Source organism: Thermaerobacillus caldiproteolyticus (assembly GCF_015326725.1).
In the GTDB taxonomy this organism is placed as follows: Bacteria; Bacillota; Bacilli; order Bacillales; family Anoxybacillaceae; genus Thermaerobacillus; species Thermaerobacillus caldiproteolyticus.
The window spans coordinates 2,800,628-2,819,220 of sequence record NZ_CP064060.1 but is presented as its reverse complement, the minus strand read 5'-3'; the positions used below and the strand labels follow the sequence as shown (position 1 = coordinate 2,819,220).

At 35.0% G+C, this 18,593-nt stretch carries 23 protein-coding genes; all 23 read left to right on the top strand.

The window, feature by feature from the left end:
* Positions 1-75: 75 nt before the first annotated feature.
* Positions 76-339, top strand: coding sequence for a flagellar biosynthesis anti-sigma factor FlgM (flgM, locus tag ISX45_RS14235; RefSeq protein WP_194519274.1), 264 nt, complete (start codon positions 76-78; stop codon positions 337-339).
* A 54-nt stretch (positions 340-393) separates the two neighbouring features.
* Positions 394-888, top strand: coding sequence for a flagellar protein FlgN (locus ISX45_RS14230; protein ID WP_194519273.1), 495 nt, complete (start codon positions 394-396; stop codon positions 886-888).
* A 35-nt stretch (positions 889-923) separates the two neighbouring features.
* Positions 924-2,507 carry a flagellar hook-associated protein FlgK gene (gene flgK, locus ISX45_RS14225; protein WP_194519272.1) on the top strand — a complete coding sequence of 528 codons (1,584 nt, stop codon included), beginning with the start codon at positions 924-926 and terminating at the stop codon, positions 2,505-2,507.
* A gap of 14 nt (positions 2,508-2,521) precedes the next feature.
* Positions 2,522-3,421, top strand: a complete 900-nt coding sequence (gene flgL / locus ISX45_RS14220; protein WP_194519271.1) for a flagellar hook-associated protein FlgL — start codon at positions 2,522-2,524, stop codon at positions 3,419-3,421.
* A 21-nt stretch (positions 3,422-3,442) separates the two neighbouring features.
* Positions 3,443-3,997 carry a DUF6470 family protein gene (locus ISX45_RS14215; protein WP_194520710.1) on the top strand — a complete coding sequence of 185 codons (555 nt, stop codon included), beginning with the start codon at positions 3,443-3,445 and terminating at the stop codon, positions 3,995-3,997.
* 61 nt (positions 3,998-4,058) lie between these two features.
* Positions 4,059-4,502, top strand: coding sequence for a flagellar assembly protein FliW (fliW, locus tag ISX45_RS14210; RefSeq protein WP_181555507.1), 444 nt, complete (start codon positions 4,059-4,061; stop codon positions 4,500-4,502).
* Positions 4,502-4,729, top strand: a complete 228-nt coding sequence (gene csrA, locus ISX45_RS14205; protein ID WP_194519270.1) for a carbon storage regulator CsrA — start codon at positions 4,502-4,504, stop codon at positions 4,727-4,729. The genes fliW and csrA overlap by 1 nt, the downstream gene beginning before the upstream one ends.
* Positions 4,730-4,852: 123 nt before the next feature.
* Positions 4,853-5,665 carry a flagellin N-terminal helical domain-containing protein gene (locus tag ISX45_RS14200; RefSeq protein WP_194519269.1) on the top strand — a complete coding sequence of 271 codons (813 nt, stop codon included), beginning with the start codon at positions 4,853-4,855 and terminating at the stop codon, positions 5,663-5,665.
* 221 nt (positions 5,666-5,886) lie between these two features.
* Positions 5,887-7,641 carry a motility associated factor glycosyltransferase family protein gene (locus ISX45_RS14195; RefSeq protein ID WP_194519268.1) on the top strand — a complete coding sequence of 585 codons (1,755 nt, stop codon included), beginning with the start codon at positions 5,887-5,889 and terminating at the stop codon, positions 7,639-7,641.
* A complete protein-coding gene (locus ISX45_RS14190) occupies positions 7,638-8,000 on the top strand; it encodes a hypothetical protein (RefSeq protein ID WP_194519267.1) in 363 nt (120 codons plus the stop codon). The genes ISX45_RS14195 and ISX45_RS14190 overlap by 4 nt, the downstream gene beginning before the upstream one ends.
* Positions 7,997-9,361 (top strand): motility associated factor glycosyltransferase family protein, encoded by a 1,365-nt coding sequence (locus tag ISX45_RS14185; protein ID WP_194519266.1) that lies wholly within the window; start codon positions 7,997-7,999, stop codon positions 9,359-9,361. The genes ISX45_RS14190 and ISX45_RS14185 overlap by 4 nt, the downstream gene beginning before the upstream one ends.
* Positions 9,362-9,399: 38 nt before the next feature.
* Positions 9,400-10,371: a UDP-N-acetylglucosamine 4,6-dehydratase (inverting) gene (gene pseB, locus ISX45_RS14180; protein WP_194519265.1), complete on the top strand. Its 972-nt coding sequence runs from the start codon at positions 9,400-9,402 to the stop codon at positions 10,369-10,371.
* 568 nt (positions 10,372-10,939) lie between these two features.
* Complete coding sequence (locus ISX45_RS14175) at positions 10,940-11,176, top strand: acyl carrier protein (protein WP_194519264.1); 237 nt, start codon at positions 10,940-10,942, stop codon at positions 11,174-11,176.
* Between the two features lie 14 nt (positions 11,177-11,190).
* Positions 11,191-11,937 carry an SDR family NAD(P)-dependent oxidoreductase gene (locus tag ISX45_RS14170; RefSeq protein WP_194519263.1) on the top strand — a complete coding sequence of 249 codons (747 nt, stop codon included), beginning with the start codon at positions 11,191-11,193 and terminating at the stop codon, positions 11,935-11,937.
* 136 nt (positions 11,938-12,073) lie between these two features.
* Entirely contained in the window at positions 12,074-12,196 is a 123-nt protein-coding gene (locus ISX45_RS20340) for a glycosyltransferase family A protein (protein WP_194519262.1), read from the top strand.
* An 88-nt stretch (positions 12,197-12,284) separates the two neighbouring features.
* The gene (locus ISX45_RS14160; protein ID WP_194519261.1) at positions 12,285-12,491 is read left to right on the top strand and encodes a glycosyltransferase family A protein; all 207 of its coding nucleotides are present in this window, start codon (positions 12,285-12,287) and stop codon (positions 12,489-12,491) included.
* A gap of 162 nt (positions 12,492-12,653) precedes the next feature.
* Entirely contained in the window at positions 12,654-12,983 is a 330-nt protein-coding gene (locus tag ISX45_RS14155) for a hypothetical protein (protein WP_194519260.1), read from the top strand.
* A 236-nt stretch (positions 12,984-13,219) separates the two neighbouring features.
* Positions 13,220-14,122: a glucose-1-phosphate thymidylyltransferase RfbA gene (gene rfbA, locus ISX45_RS14150; protein ID WP_194519259.1), complete on the top strand. Its 903-nt coding sequence runs from the start codon at positions 13,220-13,222 to the stop codon at positions 14,120-14,122.
* Positions 14,119-15,144: a dTDP-glucose 4,6-dehydratase gene (gene rfbB, locus ISX45_RS14145; protein WP_194519258.1), complete on the top strand. Its 1,026-nt coding sequence runs from the start codon at positions 14,119-14,121 to the stop codon at positions 15,142-15,144. Before rfbA ends, rfbB begins: the two co-directional genes overlap by 4 nt.
* Before the next feature lie 2 nt (positions 15,145-15,146).
* Positions 15,147-15,551 (top strand): sugar 3,4-ketoisomerase, encoded by a 405-nt coding sequence (locus ISX45_RS14140; RefSeq protein ID WP_194519257.1) that lies wholly within the window; start codon positions 15,147-15,149, stop codon positions 15,549-15,551.
* The gene (locus tag ISX45_RS14135) at positions 15,544-16,167 is read left to right on the top strand and encodes a GNAT family N-acetyltransferase (RefSeq protein ID WP_194519256.1); all 624 of its coding nucleotides are present in this window, start codon (positions 15,544-15,546) and stop codon (positions 16,165-16,167) included. The genes ISX45_RS14140 and ISX45_RS14135 overlap by 8 nt, the downstream gene beginning before the upstream one ends.
* Before the next feature lie 39 nt (positions 16,168-16,206).
* The gene (locus ISX45_RS14130) at positions 16,207-17,319 is read left to right on the top strand and encodes a DegT/DnrJ/EryC1/StrS family aminotransferase (protein WP_194519255.1); all 1,113 of its coding nucleotides are present in this window, start codon (positions 16,207-16,209) and stop codon (positions 17,317-17,319) included.
* A gap of 75 nt (positions 17,320-17,394) precedes the next feature.
* Entirely contained in the window at positions 17,395-18,579 is a 1,185-nt protein-coding gene (locus ISX45_RS14125) for a glycosyltransferase (RefSeq protein ID WP_194519254.1), read from the top strand.
* Positions 18,580-18,593 lie beyond the last annotated feature (14 nt).

Sequence of the window (18,593 nt, the reverse complement as noted above, 5' to 3'; positions counted from 1 at the left end):
TGTAAACAATTCTTTTCTTTTGCCGATAATATAAATAGAAAGAGACGGAATCGGACCAAAAAAGGAGGGAACGGAATGCGGATTAATAACTTTGGACCTGCGGGAATGAATCCTTACAGACGTCAGTTCGATAAAGAAATCCAGACGAACAAGCCTGTAGCCAAGCAGGATAAAGTGGAAATTTCCGCGACGGCGAAGGAATTGCAGCAAGCTTCTCAATGGGCTGTTGAGCATCAAAATAAAGTGCGCGCACTAAAAGAACAGGTACAAAACGGAACATACAAAATTGATGCCGAAGCGGTCGCGAAAAGCATATATAAGTTTTACTTTGAAAATTAAATGAGCATCTTATCATACTGATTTCATTTTTATGGACTTTTTTGGGGGGATTTCATGTCTGCCAAACCATTAATTGATTTATTGGAAGGACTTTTGAAGCTGCATAAAGGCTTGTTGCAACTGGCAAACAAAAAAACGGAATCTTTGAAGAAAGGCGACATTGAAGCCCTCACCGCAATTATGAAGGAGGAGCAAAAGTATATTGCCGCAGTGAAACAGATCGAGAAGGAACGAATTCTTGCTGTTGAAAAGATACTAAGCTCCTTAGGTCATACACAGACAGAGCCGACATTAACGACATGTATTGAATTGATGGAAGAACCGGAGCGCTCAGCTTTAGAAATATTACGAGACAAATTGCTAGCAGTAGTTGCAGAGCTCAGAAATATTAATCAGTTAAATCAACAGCTTCTCCAGCAATCGTTGCAGTTTGTCAATATGACTTTGGATATGATCATGCCGAAGCCGCAAGAAGTGAATTATAGAAAACCGAACATGGCGCCATCTTCATATGAAGGCAGCCGATCGTTATTTGATTCAAAAGCTTAGCGAACAAGCGATCTTCAAGTATTGGGGGAAATGTGATGCTATCAACGTTTCAAGGCTTAGAAATAGCGAAGCGAGGAATGTTTACTCAACAATCGGCTTTGTATGTAACCGGCAATAACATTGCAAACGCGAATACGCCGGGCTACTCACGCCAGCGTGTCAACTTTGTTGAGACAGAGCCGTATCCACCGGCGTCGATGAACCGTCCGCAAATTCCTGGACAGATGGGGACGGGGGTAGCTGCGGGATCTGTGCAGAGAATACGTGACAGCTTCTTAGATTACCAATATCGGAATGAATCAAACAAGCTCGGTTATTGGGACACGCGTTCAGATGCGATTTCAAAAATGGAAGATATTATGAATGAGCCGAGTGAATTTGGATTAGGGAAAGCGATGACGCAATTTTGGGAATCACTGCAGACTTTAAGTGTCAATCCGGAAAATGAGGGCGCTCGCGCTGTTGTGCGTCAACGTGGAGTAGCAGTGGCTGAGTCCTTCAATTATCTTTACAACTCTTTATCGCAAATTCGCACGGATTTAGGACAAGAGATTAAAACAGGGTTACTAGAAGTGAATTCTATTTTAAAACAAATCAGCGAACTAAACGATCAAATTAAGGCGATTGAACCTAATGGCTATTTGCCGAATGATCTTTATGATAAACGCGATGCCCTTGTTGATGAACTATCAAAGTTTTTTAATGTAAAAGTAGATAAGGTTTCTTCGGGAGGGAATTCTCTCGATATCGCAGAAGGAATTTACGAAATTTCACTAGTTAATCAGGACGGTTCGACTATAAAGGTAGTGACGAAAGACAGCTATTCTCAATTATCGGTTGACCCATCTGTCGATCCTGTTAATGACCCTACAAATCCGAATGGATTTGTTTCCAGCATTAAAATAGATGGTTCCGCTGTTTCCATCTCACCAGATAATTTAGGGAATGGAAGAATGAAGGCATTGATTGAAGCTTATGGCTACGGGCCTGATCAAGATAATGTGAAAGGCTATTACCCTGATATGCTCGCTAATTTAGATAAAATGGCGTATTCGTTTGCTACAATGTTTAATGCACAACATCAAAAGGGATTTGGACTTAATAATTCCCCAGGGTTAGATTTCTTTACAATGACCTTAAGTGGTCCGCCAACAGAAAAAGGAGCAGCAGCTACTATTAAAGTAGATGATAATATTATGAACGATCTTTCTAATATTGCTGCCTCTTCGAAGACAGGAGAGTCCGGAAACGGAAATAATGCCCTTAATTTAGCGATGATTAAAGATGTTCAAATTACTAGTGGTTCAGCCACTCTTCCAAGCGGTGACCTGATTAATGGATTGCCTATTACTGGTGGAACGGTACAAACGTTTTATGAAGGGCTTATTGGGAAAATCGGTGTCGATGGACAACAAGCAGAGAGAATGAAATCTAATGCGGAAACGCTGGTGACATCTGTTGAACAAAACCGTCAATCTGTCAGCTCTGTTTCACTTGATGAAGAGATGACAAATTTAATTAAATTCCAGCATGCTTATAATGCTGCCGCTAGAAACATTACAGTGATTGATGAAATGCTCGATAAAATTATTAACGGCATGGGCCGTGTTGGTTTATAAGGTAGGTGATTGATATGCGAGTGACCCAATCAATGCTGGCAAACAACATGCTTAGAAACTTATCGAGTAGCTATGAACGGCTCGGAAAATATCAAGAACAATTAACGACAGGAAAAAAAATTACACGTCCTTCCGATGACCCGGTTGTTGCGATGAAAGGGATTGCTTATCGAGAAGACTTAGCACGTGTAGAGCAGTATCAGCGCAACATTGGAGAAGTTCATAACTGGATTGATAGCGCAGATGATGCATTAGATAAAGTTGGTCTTGCTTTACAGCGGGTGCAAGAGCTCGTCGTGCAAGCGTCGACTGATACAGCGACTCCGGCAGACCGTCAAAAAATTGCTGATGAAATCGACCAAATTCAAAAGCAAATCGTCGATGTCGCCAACACGAAAATCGGAGGAAAGTATATTTTTAACGGCGCTGACACGAAAAATCCGTTGTTTGTAGGATATCCGGGAGAAACGGGTTTTGCAGTAAACGGCAACCAAAGCAAAGTGGAAATTGAAGTATTCGACGGTATTAAATTGGATGTCAATATTGATGGGAAAACTTTGTTTGGTGATGAAACTACTGGAATTATTGGCATGTTGAGTAATTTAAAGACGGCTTTAAATGACCCTAACAGCACGGGAAGCGCAATTAGCGGTTATTTAAGTCAAATTGAGGCTCAACAAAACGCTTTGTTATCTGCTCGCTCAGAACTTGGTGCGAAGCAAAACCGAGTTGAAATGATGGAAGACCGTTTGTCCACGCAAGAAGTGATTGCAACAAAATTGATGTCCGACAATGAAGATATCGATTATGAAAAAACAATTACTGAACTTATTTCGCAAGAGAGTGTCCATCGGGCTGCACTAAGTGTCGGTGCACGCATTATTCAGCCGACATTAGTCGATTTTCTCCGTTAATAAAGGGGAAAGGTGAGTGACGTGAATTTTCCGCAGATTCAAATTCGCACGACGAAAGCGATTCTTGGTTTAAATATTGAAAAGCCAATTCAGCATATCGAGCAGCCGAAAGCCGATTTGCATATCGAACAGCCACCGGCAACGATCACAATCAGCTCCAAGCCAGCGAGGCTGACAATTGACCAGTCAAAAGCATGGAGTGATATGGGACTGATCGGCCCACTTGCTTCTACAAGAAAATTCGCCGAAGAAGGTCATCAAGCGTGGTTAGAAGGCATTGCCCGACGCGCTCAGGAAGGCGATCAGCTCATGAAAATTGAAAACGGCGGCAATGCGATTGCTGCGATTTCGGCTGAAAAAGGCTTGCATCCTTATAAAAAGCTTGGAATAAAATTTATCCCTTCGGTTAATAGTGTAGATATTGATTACCAACCCGGTTACTTGGACATTAAAATTGATCGAAATAAACCAATTATTGATGTTAAAGTGAATAAACCGATTCATGAATACAAACCGGGAGATGTATCTGGTTATATGATCCAGTATCCATCTATAAAAATCGATGTGAAATATTAAAAGAAAGCGGTGCCGTTACGGTCTACCGCTTTTTTTACGAGAATGAGAAAGGAGCTTTCCTATGAAAATAACATCAAAATTTTTAGGAGAAATTGAAATCAACGAAGAACAAATCATTTATTTTCCGAACGGACTTCCGGGTTTTGAAGATGAAAAGCAATTTGTTATTTTACCATTAGAGAAAGAATCGCCGTTTGCGATTTTGCAGTCGGTTCAACATAGCCATGTCGGATTTGTGGTTGCTTATCCATTTTCCTTCCATCCTGATTACGCCTTCGATTTAGCTGAAGAAGATATCGAAAAGCTGAAGCTGAGCTCTCCAGACGATTGTGTAACATATACGATTATGACGTTGAAAGAGCCATTTGCTAATTCGACTATGAATTTAAAAGCACCAATTATCATTAATGCCAAGGCGAAAATAGGCAAACAGCTCATTCTCCATGACAGCGATTATCCGATTCGCTTTCCGTTGTCTGAGGTGCACAAAAAGGAGGCAAAATAATGCTCGTTCTCACCCGCAAGAAAAATGAATCCATTATGATTGGCGATTCGATTGAAATTAAAGTGCTTGCAATCGAAGGAGAACAGATCAAACTTGGTATCATTGCACCGAAACATATCGACATCCATCGCAAAGAAATCTATATAGCCATTCAAGAAGAAAACAAGCAAGCGGCAGACGTTTCGACAAATTTGCTACAACAATTAAAAAATAATAAAAAAAACTAAAAAAAACTATTAAACATTTCATGAATGCTTCCGATATTAAAAATGTGAGGCGGGGAAGGGCAATCAACTTTCCTCGTCAAAAATCTACAAGGATGTAGAGAAATATTCAAGGAGGAATTTGAAATGAGAATTCAACACAACATTTCAGCGTTAAACACGTACCGTCAATTATCATTCAACAACACTCAAGCTGCGAAAAACCTTGAAAAACTTTCTTCAGGTTACCGCATTAACCGCGCTGGCGACGACGCTGCAGGTCTTGCCATCTCTGAAAAAATGCGCGGTCAAATCCGCGGTCTTGAAATGGCATCTAAAAACGCGCAAGACGGCATCTCTTTAATTCAAACAGCTGAAGGTGCATTAAACGAAACACATGCGATCCTTCAACGTATGCGTGAATTAGCTGTACAATCAGCAAACGATACAAATACAACTGCTGACCGTGCAGCTTTACAAGCTGAAGTAAATCAATTAGTCTCTGAAATTAACCGCATTGCAAACAACACAGAATTTAACACTCAAAAATTATTAAACGGATCGTTCGCTGGTAAAGTATTCCACATCGGTGCGAATAATGGCCAATCAATTACATTAGATATCTCTAGTATGAGAGCATCAAGTCTTGGAGTAAGCGGCTTATCAATATCTTCACAAAGTGCAGCGGATTCAGCTATTAGCACTATTGATACAGCTATTGAAACAGTTTCGACTGAGCGTGCTAAGCTTGGTGCTGTTCAAAACCGTTTAGAGCACACAATTAACAACTTAGGTGCGACTCAAGAAAACTTAACTGCTGCTGAATCACGTATCCGTGACGTTGACATGGCGAAAGAAATGATGGAATTCACTAAGAATAACATCTTAATGCAAGCAGCACAATCTATGTTGGCTCAAGCGAACCAACAACCACAAGGAGTACTTCAATTACTCCGATAATCTTAGTCCATCGAAAGAGACCTTGGGGATACCCAAGGTCTCTTTTGTTGTTTTTTGATATAAGTTCAGATTGAAAAACCGATATGAGTAAGATGTTTAAGTTGGACAAAAGAGCGGTCGAAACGCTTTATAAATATATGTCGGGAAATCAATTTGCATTATATAAGAAAAGGTATTAAAAAAATATAATGGTAACCGATATTATAATTGAGGTGCTAATAATGAATAATGAGATACAAGAGTATGAAATCATTGAGGAAGCGGCAAAGAGTGGGCATCGTATTCATAAAGTAAACAATTATTACTTACACAGCAAATATGACCCGATTCGGGAAGCGGAAAGATTTGTTGAGCGCCATTATAAAAAACATCATTTGCATATTTTGTTCGGTATCGGTTCTGGTTATATTGCCGAATTATTAAGCAAAAAAATGAGTGAAGACGAATTTTTGATCGTCGTTGAACCAATGAAGCCATTTATTGAAGAGCGATGGAATAATCATGTACTGGAAAGAACCATTCTCATTGAAGCAAGGGAATTAGAGCATTTTAAAAATTTAGTTGATTCTTTAACCATTCAATTTAGGAACCGGATACAAGTGATTTGTTCGCCTAATTATGATAAATTGTTCCCAAGTGATTATCAGCAAATATTAAATATCGTTAAAGACTCAATATATGTACAAAAAGTAAACGAAAATACGATTAAAGCGTTTTCTAAAGAATGGCAGCAAAATTTTATATTAAATTTATTTTATGGTTTTGATGATATTCCTTTACAGGTTTTGGAGCATTATTTTGATGTTCCGGTGGTAGTAGCATCCGGTGGCCCTTCATTGACTAAGCAAATTCCTCTATTAAAAAAGATAAGAGAACACGTACTGTTAATTTCTTCAGGCTCTACTATTAATACTCTTCTTAATTATGGTATTGAGCCTGATTTTGTTGTGACTATAGATGGAAATATTAACAACTATAAACATTTTGAATCACTGCAATTAAAAAAAGCAAAAGTGATTTATTCATTATCACATCACGAAAAAATTTTGGAAAAGTTGAATCAAAGATCATTTTATTTCGTTTCAAGTATTATACATTCGTTAAAATCTTATGCGGAAAAATTATTAAATAAAGAAGTTCCTAACATTTTAGGCGGAGCTTCTGTTGCCAATTTTGCTTTAAATATTGCGCATCGTATTTCCACTGGCCCTGTTGCCCTTATTGGTCAAGACTTGGCTTATACAGATAATAAAACGCACGCGGAACATAATAAAAATTTTAGAAAAATTGATGGAGCTTATATTAAAGAAAGAGGAATGTTTTATACAGAGGGATACTATGGCGACCAAGTATTAACGGATTATGCTTTCTTAACAATGAAGCATAATTTTGAAAAATTAATTCAAACTTTTTCACGGCCTGAAAGAATTTATAATTGCACAGAAGGCGGAGTTAAACTAGAGGGGTATCAACAAATTTCTTTCCAAGAGTTTTGTGACAGATATGTAGATACTAGTAAAAGTGTCCCGATGTTCGATATAGATTCATACCCGCACAAAGATATTGAAGAATGGAAAGAGTTTTTCATTCGAATTGAAAACGAAATAAAATTGCATGATAAGGTGAAACGTCTTACCGAAGAAGCTGTTTTGTTGTTGAAAAGAAATGCTTCTGATACGGCATTTGATGCGAAAATTTTAAAAAAATTAGATAAAATTGATGAACAGTTAAAGCCGATTTTTGGTGAAGGAATGATGTCATTAATCGCTCAGCCTATTATGTTAGATACGTTTAATAACTACCTTCCGAAAGAGAATGAAACGGAGAAAGAAACGTATCAACGAGTATATGCTCGTTCCATGGATTTATATTCGCGTTTACAAGAAGCTGCAATTGATTCGAAATCTTATTTCATGCGCTTAAAAGAAAAAATTAAAAATAAAATTATGTCTATGGATAAAGAGGGAGAAAAATGACAAATATTATTTATGAAACACAAGATAGTTTCTATCAATATATTGAACGAGTAGCAGTAGGATCGCAGACCATTGCTGATTATTTGCGTGAAGATAAAGTTGGAGAAGCAATGCAGTTAATTGTTCAATTTAGCGAAGGTGTTACTTGGTTAACGCAAGTAATTGTATTAATGCGTGAGCATAAGTATCATATTAACATCGATCCAAGTCAAATGAATGAATTTTTGCTGGAAATCAATGATGGTTTAGAACGACAAGATTATGTCGTTGTTGCTGATATGTTTGAATATGAAATAAAAGCTTTTTTTGAAGAGGCGGCTAAAGAAAGATTTCATCAAATGAAGGAAGATAAAAATTGAGTATTTTAAGTTATAATCTTGCCTCGCTAAAAAATAAGCAATTACGAGAAAGATTACTTCGCCCTATAAAAGAATCAATTAATATTGATATTCACTTATCAAAAAAAGGGCCGCTAACGATGAAACTGAATGGACATTACTTGTATAGCCGTTACGATCCTTTGAAAGATGCCGAACGTTTTATTCATTCACAGATCGACGGAAGTGCAAGTGTTTATTGTCTATTTGGTTTTGGGCTTGGTTATCATGTACAAGAATTGCTACAAAAAGAACCGGATAAGCAGATTGTCGTTATTGAACCTTATGTTTCTGTTATTCGAAAGGCAGCTGAAAATATAGATTTATCCAACATTTTCTCTCATCCGAATGTTGACATTTTGTGTCTTGAACAAGGACAAACAATGATTAACGCATTGAATGAATTAGCTAAACAACAAACTAGATGGATTATACCGAACGCATGGTTAAAATCATTGCCGCAAGACCATCCCTTTAAACATTTTTTAGAGGATATAAAAATACGAGAAATGTCCTTTCAACGTTTTTCATCTTTAATGGAAAAGAACTTTGCGGAGAATTTGAAATATATGGATGCGGATGTTGGGAAATTGTTTGCGAAATTTAACGGTCAAAAAGCAATATTAGTTTCAGCAGGCCCTTCTTTAGATGATACTGTCTATTCTTTAAAAAAATTGAAGGGGAAATATTTTATTCTATCTGTCGGTTCCGCTCTTCGGGTTCTTAAAGAAAATGATATAGTTCCAGATGCAGTTATTATTACCGATCCACAAGAAACAGTTTATAAACAATTAGATGGTATGGAGTTCGCGCAGCCTTTAATTTATTTATCAACAGCATGCCATTCCGCTGTAGCCAATCATAGAGGGCTAAAGGTGTTGGCGTTTCAAAAAGGGTATCCAAAAGCAGAAAGTTATGCTGGACAGTACGATTTACCTTTAGTTGATACAGGTGGTTCCGTCGCAACAACAGCGCTTGATATATTAATTAAAATGGGTTTTTCTGAAATCGTGCTATTAGGACAGGATTTAGCTTATAGTAAAAATAGAAGTCACGCTTTACAGTCAACATCAGGAGTAGAGGTAGTATCGAACGAAAGTTTATTTCCGTTTCCTGCTAATGATGGTACGATGGTGAAGACTACCACAATACTATCTATTTATAGAAGATGGTTTGAACGAAAGGTTGCTGAAACTAAACATGTTATTTTTAAAAATACAGCTGAGAAAGGTGCTGTCATTCAAGGTGTGCCTTTCGTTCATATATCTGAAATTATTTCAGAATCAGAACATCTTATAGAGTGTAATTTTAGTGAAAAAATAAACAGAATAATAAACCAATAATAAAAAACTTGTAACTTTACTTCAAAGGAGTTTATGCTATGGAGTTTTTGCGAAATCAAACAGTTCTTGTTACAGGAGGAACTGGATCATTTGGGAAAAAGTTCGTAAAAAAAATATTAGAATATGATGTAAAAAAGGTCATCGTATTTAGCCGAGATGAATTAAAACAATATGAAATGGCACAGGAATATACGGATCCAAGAATTCGCTTTTTTATTGGTGATGTCAGGGACAAAGAACGGTTATATCGCGCTTTTGATGGCGTTGACTATGTTGTTCATGCCGCGGCTATGAAACAGGTGCCTGCATGTGAATACAACCCATTTGAAGCAGTAAAAACAAACATTTACGGTGCTCAAAACATTATTGAAGCAGCGATTGACCGCGGGGTAAAACGAGTTATTGCGTTAAGTACGGACAAAGCGGCTGCGCCAATCAATTTATACGGTGCCACAAAACTAGCATCTGATAAACTATTTGTGGCAGCTAACTCTTATGTCGGAGAAAAAGACACTCGATTTGCTGTAGTGCGCTATGGAAATGTGGTTGGAAGTCGTGGAAGTGTTGTGCCATTTTTTAAAAAAATTGCTGCTACAGGAAAGCTGCCGATTACAGATGAACGAATGACTCGTTTCTGGATTACGCTTGACCAAGGTGTTCAGTTTGTCATTAACTCCCTTGAAAGAATGAAGGGTGGGGAAATTTTCGTTCCTAAAATCCCTAGTATGAAAGTGGTGGATCTTGCAAAAGCAATTGCTCCGGAAGCAGAGATTGAAATCATTGGCATCCGTCCGGGCGAAAAGCTTCATGAAACGATGATTACTGAAGATGATGCAAGACATACAGTTGAGTTTGATAATTATTATGTAATTATCCCTGAGTTTCCATGGTGTCCACAAGAATATGCTGACCAAGGGAGAAGCTTACCGGAAGGGTTTAAATATACGAGTGATACGAATACAGAATGGTTAACGGTTGAGGAATTACGAATATTAGTGGAAGAAATTTAATTGTTTCTTTTTTAGTGGAATTGCAGACTAGTTAATAATAAGAACAAATTATGTAGGAAGTGCTTACCTGTATCATACCTTAGATGAGTACATGAGAAAAAAGACGACAGCTGTAATCTTGCATGTATAATAGGCGTCGGGTTTTTGTTCTATCGTTCCTTCCAACGACCAATGGCATTTCTAATTATTAAAAATGCTATTTTCTTGCAATATATAAAAATGGCTTATCTATTTAATGTATAGATATATGCTTTGTTCTTTTTTATACGACACACAAGATTGCTGAATAAAGAGAGTTCTTATACATATTTGGTGAAACAACGGAAATTGTATCAATTCTTGTTACGCTTGTTCGTTTTATGTGGAGATTGTCACTTATATAAATGAAAACTTCATGAAAATTAGCTTCCATTGTTTTGAACATCATTGAAAGTGTATAGGAATCAATTTTAGTTGGTGGTTATGACAAAATTTCAAGTACATGTCTTATTATTGAGCTAGAAGAAGTAAAGAGAAAAAACTTTTTGATAATTTAATATATCAATGTTTATGAGGGGGATATATAAAAATGAATGAACAAAAATTAAAATCCATTTTTTCAGAAGTATTAGGTATTGATGAAGAATCCGTAACAGACGAACTAACATATAACTCTATTCCCGAATGGGACTCGGTTGCACATATGGCACTTGTGGCAGAAATTGATGATCAATTCGACATTATGCTTGATACGGAAGATGTGCTTGATATGAGTTCGTTTGCAAAAGCAAAAGAAATTTTGAAAAAATACGGGATTGAGTTTTAAAGGGTAGAGGAGCCATGTTAGTTGATAATAGAGTTGTTTTTATTACAGGCGCGTCGCGAGGAATTGGACAAGCTGCAGCAGTTATCTTTGCGAAACATGGTGCTCGATTAGTATTGCATGCCCGTGAAACAAAATCATTACAGCAAACAATTGCAAAAATACAAGAGGTAAGTGCATCTTCTCCATTTGTTGTAACTTATGATGTACAAGAATATGATAGTTTAAAAAATGCTTTTCAATTAATTCGAAAAGAAATTGGCAAGCTAGACGTACTGATTAACAATGCTGGCATTATGGAGGAATCGATGCTCGGAATGATTCGAGAAGATATGGTTAATCGGACAATGCAAACGAATTTACAATCCGTCCTTTATCATATGCAGTTTGCTTCCCGATTGATGATGAGACAAAAGCAAGGGTCAATTATTAATGTAAGTTCCATCATTGGTACAAACGGAAGTGAAGGTAATGCAGTATATGCTGCCAGTAAGGCTGGCGTAATTGGGGCAACGAAGTCAGCTGCAAAAGAATTAGCCCCTTTTAATATTCGTGTAAATGCAGTTGCCCCGGGTTTTATAGCAACGGATCTAACAAATCGTTATAAAGGGGGAAGTTTAGAAAAAATTGTTGAAAATAATATTAAAATGAAACGAATTGGTCAACCTGAAGATGTTGCAAATGTTATGTTATTTTTGGCATCAGATTTGTCCTCATATGTAACAGGACAGGTCATTGGAGTTGATGGGGGCATGGTGATATAAATAAAAGAATCTATTCTTGGTGTGTATTATATAAACAAGTTGTTACAGCTTGAAATGAGATAAAAGAATTACTTAAATATTGGTGGTCCCTTAACATACAAAGCATGTTAACAGGTATTTTTGAGGTGAAAATACTATGCGCTCTTTAGTTACAGTTTTAATAATACCAGCATATAATTATGAAAAATATATTGAACAAACTATAAGAAGTATCATAAATCAAACATATGATAATATAGAACTCATAGTTTATACATAGTTTATAAATGATAGTTTTAGCGATAAAACTTGGGAAGTAATTCAAAGTATGAGAGAAGTGTGTGAAAGAAGATTTATAAAAATTATTTTTGAATCAAAAAAATAAGGAAATTGCTAAAACTGCAAATTCTGGGATCAAGATGTCTGAAGGGAAGTATATAAAACCTATAGCTTCTGCTGATTATTTGGTGCCAGAAGCTATTGAAAGATTTGTTTCTTTTGCAGAACAGAATACTGATGTTGAATTAATATTTTCCGATGGTTTTCACATAGAAAGCGAAAAGTTATCCATATAGATTTTTCAAACGACGGGATGAAAAAGTTTTCGGATTTATTTAATTTTAAAGATGGTTATATTTATTTAATTATCTTTTTACAAAAGTTTTTTTGCTCCCGCAGCTAGTGTTTTTTATACAAAAAATTTAATTGAAAGAATTAATTATTATGATGAAAGCTTATTGATTGAAGATATTGATTTTTTTCTTAGAGCTTCAAAAGAAACTAAATTTTATTTTTTTGATGACATTCTTGTATATCATAGGATACATCCGAATAATACAGGTAGAAATTATGAAATACTGATTAAAACTGCCGAACTTGTGTTAAACAAGTATGATGTAGAATTTTGTGGTGGAATAAGCAATTATCAAACTTTACAATATACCTTATCCAAATGTCTAGCTTATGTACCTGTAAAAAAGATTAAAGAAATAAGTAAGGATAAAAAAATAATAATATGGGGCGCTGGTAGCTTTTTTAGTCAGTATAAAGATATTAATAGAATTTGACTATATAGTAGACACAAATACCAAAATAGCTCAAGAAAATTGGCCTGATTTATGTATCGAGCCTCCAGAAAAGTTGTTATATGAAAACAAAGATGAAATTTTTATTGTAGTTCTTTGTATGTGGAGATTTTTAATTGGTTAGACCGAAATGGATTTAAGAGAGAAATTCATTATTTATAACGAAAAATATTCATGAATATTTGTAGTTGTTAATTTAAGGGAACGGTGAAGAAATATTGAAGGGTATTATTTTAGCAGGTGGTCATGGTACAAGATTGTATCCATTAACTAAAGTTATATCTAAGCAGCTTCTACCTGTGTTTGATAAACCTATGATTTATTATCCGCTTTCTGTGTTGATGTTAGCAGGTATTAGAGAGATATTAATTATCTCAACACCTAATGATTTACCGCGTTATCAGCAACTTTTGGGGAATGGTCATAATCTTGGTATTTCTTTAAACTATAAAGTTCAAGAATATCCTCGGGGTTTAGCCGAAGCATTTATTATCGGAGAGGATTTTATTGGAAATGACAATGTAGCGCTCATACTTGGAGATAACATATTTTTTGGTCCTGGTTTTACTACTATACTTCAAAGAACTGCTAAACGAAAATCAGGAGCAACAGTGTTTGGGTACCGAGTGAAAGACCCTGAAAGGTTTGGCGTTGTTGAATTTGATGAAGAGTTTAACGTTGTGTCTCTTGAAGAGAAACCTCTTTATCCCAAAAGTGAGTTTGCAGTAACTGGGTTATATTTTTACGATAATAATGTGGTTCAAATTGCTAAAAATATACAACCATCAAATCGAGGTGAACTGGAAATTACCGATATAAACAAAGAGTACTTAAAAAGAAAAGAGCTTAAAGTAGAGTTGTTAGGAAGAGGATTTGCTTGGTTAGACACAGGTACACATTCGTCTTTGCTTGAAGCCTCTCTATTTATAGAAACAGTTGAAAAGCGTCAAGGTTTTAAAGTAGCGTGCTTAGAAGAAATTTCATACAGAATGGGCTATATTGATAAAAATCAATTAATTCAGTTGGCACAACCCTTAAGAAAAACAGAATATGGGCAATATTTATTAGATATAGCCAAAGAAAAAACAGAAAATGCTTCGAGATTGGAAGGTATATTATGAAAAAAGAAGTTGTTTTGGTGACTGGTGGCGCTGGATTTATCGGCTCAAATTTTATTCCTTATTTTCTAAGTAAATATCCAAATTATCACGTTATTAATTTAGATGCATTAACATATGCCGGAGATTTAAAAAACCTTAAGGAGATTGAAAAACATCCCAATTACTCCTTTATTAAAGGGAATATCAAAGATAAACAACTTCTTTTAAACATTTTCGAAAAATATAATGTTAAGCATGTTATTCACTTTGCTGCTGAATCCCATGTTGACAATTCGATTAAAAGTCCGATTTCGTTTGTGGAAACTAATGTCATGGGGACAATGAATTTATTAGAAGTAGCTAGGAATCATTGGATGGAAAAACCTTTTGTTTACAAAGAAAGTTATAAAAATTCCCGTTTTCATCATATTTCTACTGATGAAGTTTACGGATCTCTTGGAAGGGATGGTTTTTTCACTGAAAATTCACCATATGCACCAAATAGCCCTTATAGTGCAAGTAAGGCAAGTTCAGATATGTTAGTTAGAAGTTATTTTCGGACTTATGGATTAAATGTAGTAACTACTAACTGTTCAAACAATTATGGTCCTAAGCAACATGATGAGAAGCTAATCCCTACACTAATTCGTAAAGCTCTTAATGGAGAACGATTGCCTATATATGGTGACGGAAAAAACATCCGGGATTGGCTATATGTAGAGGATCATTGTAAGGCGATAGATCTGGTTTTTCATAAAGGTTCAGCCGGGGAAACTTACTTAATTGGCGGAAAAAATGAGAAGACGAATTTAGAAATTGCTGAAATAATATGTAACTATCTTGATGAAAAGCTCCCTCAAAGAACAAGTTACAAAAATTTAATTTACTTTATCCAGGATCGTCCAGGACATGATTTTCGCTATGCTATCGATCCATCAAAAATAGAAACTGAACTTGGCTGGCAACCGGAAGAATCATTTGTTACTGGTATCAAAAAGACTATCGATTGGTATATAAATAAATATACAAAAATGGAAGTGTGACTATGGAGAAGAGTCTATTCAAGTTTTCTGTTATTGAAGACGAAAGAGGTGCTTTAGTAGCTCTAGAATCATTGAAAAGTATCCCTTTTGAAATTAAACGGGTTTATTATATTTATAATGTGAAAAATAGCATTCCTAGAGGGTTTCATGCACATAAAAACCTACAGCAAATGTTAGTATGTGTTGCTGGTTCCTGTAAAGTAATTCTTGATAATGGAAAGGAAAAAAAAGAATTTATTTTAAATCAACCAAATCAAGGTCTTTTCATTGACAAGATGATTTGGCGGGAAATGCATGATTTTTCTGAGGATTGCATTCTGTTAGTTCTCGCTAGTGATTATTATGATGAAGATGACTATATAAGAAATTATGAAGAATTTCTAAATGAGGTAGGAAATAATGCTTGAATTAATACGGCAATTAAAAACATCTATACGAAAAGGCCAGTTTTTAACTCTTCTTCCTTACGATAATCAGTACGCAGCCAATATTGTTAAATTACGTAACACAGATCGTGCAAGATATTATCTGAACCAGTCATTTGAATTATCGATTGATATGCAAAATGATTGGGCAAAAGAGTACTTTAAGCGAGATAATGATATTTACTGGGTTATTCAATGTAATGAAACAAAACAAATTATTGGTAGTACATCTTTGTACAATATAACGTCTTTACAGTGTGAAAAAGGTAGATTAATTATTGATGAGAAATTTGCAACTCGTAAGCCGTACGTTCTTGAAGCGGAAATAATGATTATAAAAATTGCATTTAAAGAGCTTGGATTAAACAAAATAATTACCTCAACAAGATATGATAATGGAAAAATGGAGTCCATTAATAGAAGATTAGGTTTTGTCAAAAGCGGCTCTCACTATATTAGGGGAGTACTATACAATGATTTTGTATTAGAGAAAGAGAATTTTGATTCAAAACCATTTGAAAGAATACTTGTTCATTGGGTTAAAAGAGGAGTGGCAAAAAGTTTTTTTGACACCTCATTCAACAGTGGAAATCGTTGATATATTAACATTTATAGAGGGGGGGAAGTTGATTCGTTTATGACGCAAGGACAGCGGAATATTCCTTTTTTAAACCTTCTTCAAATAAACGAAAGATTTCGCGAAGAAATTAATGAAGCAATTAGCAGGGTATTAGACAGCGGATGGTATATACTTGGCAAGGAAGTTGAGAGTTTTGAAAAAGAATTTGCTAATTATTGTGGAGTCAAGCATTGTATTACAGTTGGAAATGGTTTAGATGCCTTATCGCTGATCCTAAAGGCCATGGAATTTGAAGAAGGATCGGAAATTATTGTCCCGGCTAATACCTATATAGCAACAATATTAGCTATTTCTGCTAATCGCTTAAGACCAGTTTTAGTTGAACCAGATTTAGACAGTTATAATATTGATCCTTCGCTAATTGAATCGCATATTACCGAAAAAACAAAAGCAATTATGGTAGTTCACCTATATGGCCAAACGGCAAATATGAAGCCAATTCAAGAGATTGCTAATAAGCATGGTTTGAAAATCATTGAAGATGCCGCTCAAGCACATGGAGCTTTATATAATGGGAAGAGAGTAGGAAATTTAGGTGATGCTGCGGGATTCAGCTTTTTTCCAGGAAAAAATCTTGGTGCTTTAGGAGATGGGGGAGCAATCACAACCAATGATGATGAGCTTGCACATAAATTGCGAGCATACCGAAACTACGGTTCACACATAAAGTATGTTAACGATGTTAAAGGGGTTAATTCCAGACTCGATGAAATTCAGGCAGCGATTTTACGAGTGAAATTAAAATATTTAGATGAAGATAATCAAAAAAGAAGAAATGTAGCTAATTATTACATTGAGAATATTAAGAATCCTTTGTTATCATTACCAAAAATTAAAAATGGAGATCCGTTGTCACATGTATGGCATTTGTTTGTGATACGTACAGAAGAACGGGAGAGACTACAAAAATACTTGCTAGAAAAAGGTATAAATACGCTTATTCATTACCCTATACCTCCACATAATCAAAAAGCTTACATGGAGCTGCAGAATTTATCGCTTGAGATAACAGAAAAAATACATAGAGAAGTTATTAGTATCCCAATTAGCCCTATTTTAACAATGGAAGATAGGAAGTATATTGTAGAGCAATTAAATGAGTTTGCATGAATTAGCAAGAAAGTGAATGTAAGATAAAAATGACAGTTGGTAAAAATTTAATCTTGCTACAAAGGAGTCATTAAGTTGTGTAAAGTTTCTGTTGTAATGTGTGTATATAATAATGAGAAGTATATTAGGGAGGCGATAGAGAGCTTTTCTAATATCCCAATGCAAGACATCGAAATTATTGTAATAGACGATAATAGTAAAGATCATACTTTCCAAATTGCCTCTGAATATGCAAATAGAGATAGTAGAATTAAACTTTTTAAAAATAAAGTTAATCTTGGAATTCCTAGAAACGCAAAAAGAGGTATTGAAAATTGTACAGGGGAATTAATATTTTTCGCTGGCGGAGATGATATTTCATTTCCAGATAGAATTGAGAAAGGAATAGAAATATTTCGTAATAACCCAAATGTCGGGGTAATAGTAGGAAACTGTGAAATAATAGACGAACAATCAAATTCAACTGGAGAATATTATGTGATACCTGAGCGAATTACAAATGAAAATATCATAATAAATCAATTCAAAAGAAATTATTGTTTAGGAGCTTGCATGGCGATTAGAAAAGATAAAAGTATTTTAATGCAAAATCATGTATTAGAATTAATAGATGATTATCAGATTAGCTTGGAATACATTTTAAAAGGTTATGAAATTTTTATTGATCGAAATTTATTAGTAAAGTATAGAATCCACGATTCTAATGTATCCAATAATCGTTCTGCGTTATACCAAAAAACAGTAAAGGCTCTGCAATATTACAATTCAGATGAAATTATGACATTTTTAATGTCAAAAAAGTATAGTCGGAAAGAAGTATTGACTTCTATAGGGATATTTGAGCTCTTTAGAGGTAACGTAGACAAAGGGTTTGAATATTTATATTCTGTTAAAGATGAAACTTGTACCGATAAATATTTAGATTATGAAAATTTATTTTATCTAGGAGTTGCTTATTATAAAAAAGGGCAATATATGAAATCATTTGATTGCTTTCTAAGAGCTAAAGAGAAAAACCCTTTTGATGCCACAGTATTTAATAATATAGGTGTTCTAAATCTTTTAGTAAACAAAGACTACTCTACTTCTTATCAAATGTTTTTAAAAGCAATAGCAATACAACCAAATTATTTAGATTGTAGTAGAAATATTGAACTACTGGAAACAAACAAGAATTTGTATAAGGAATTAAAATTAACGGAAAGAATAATAGAGCATCAAATAATAAAGAGAAAGCGATATATATTAGAAGATAAATAGCAACAAATAATATT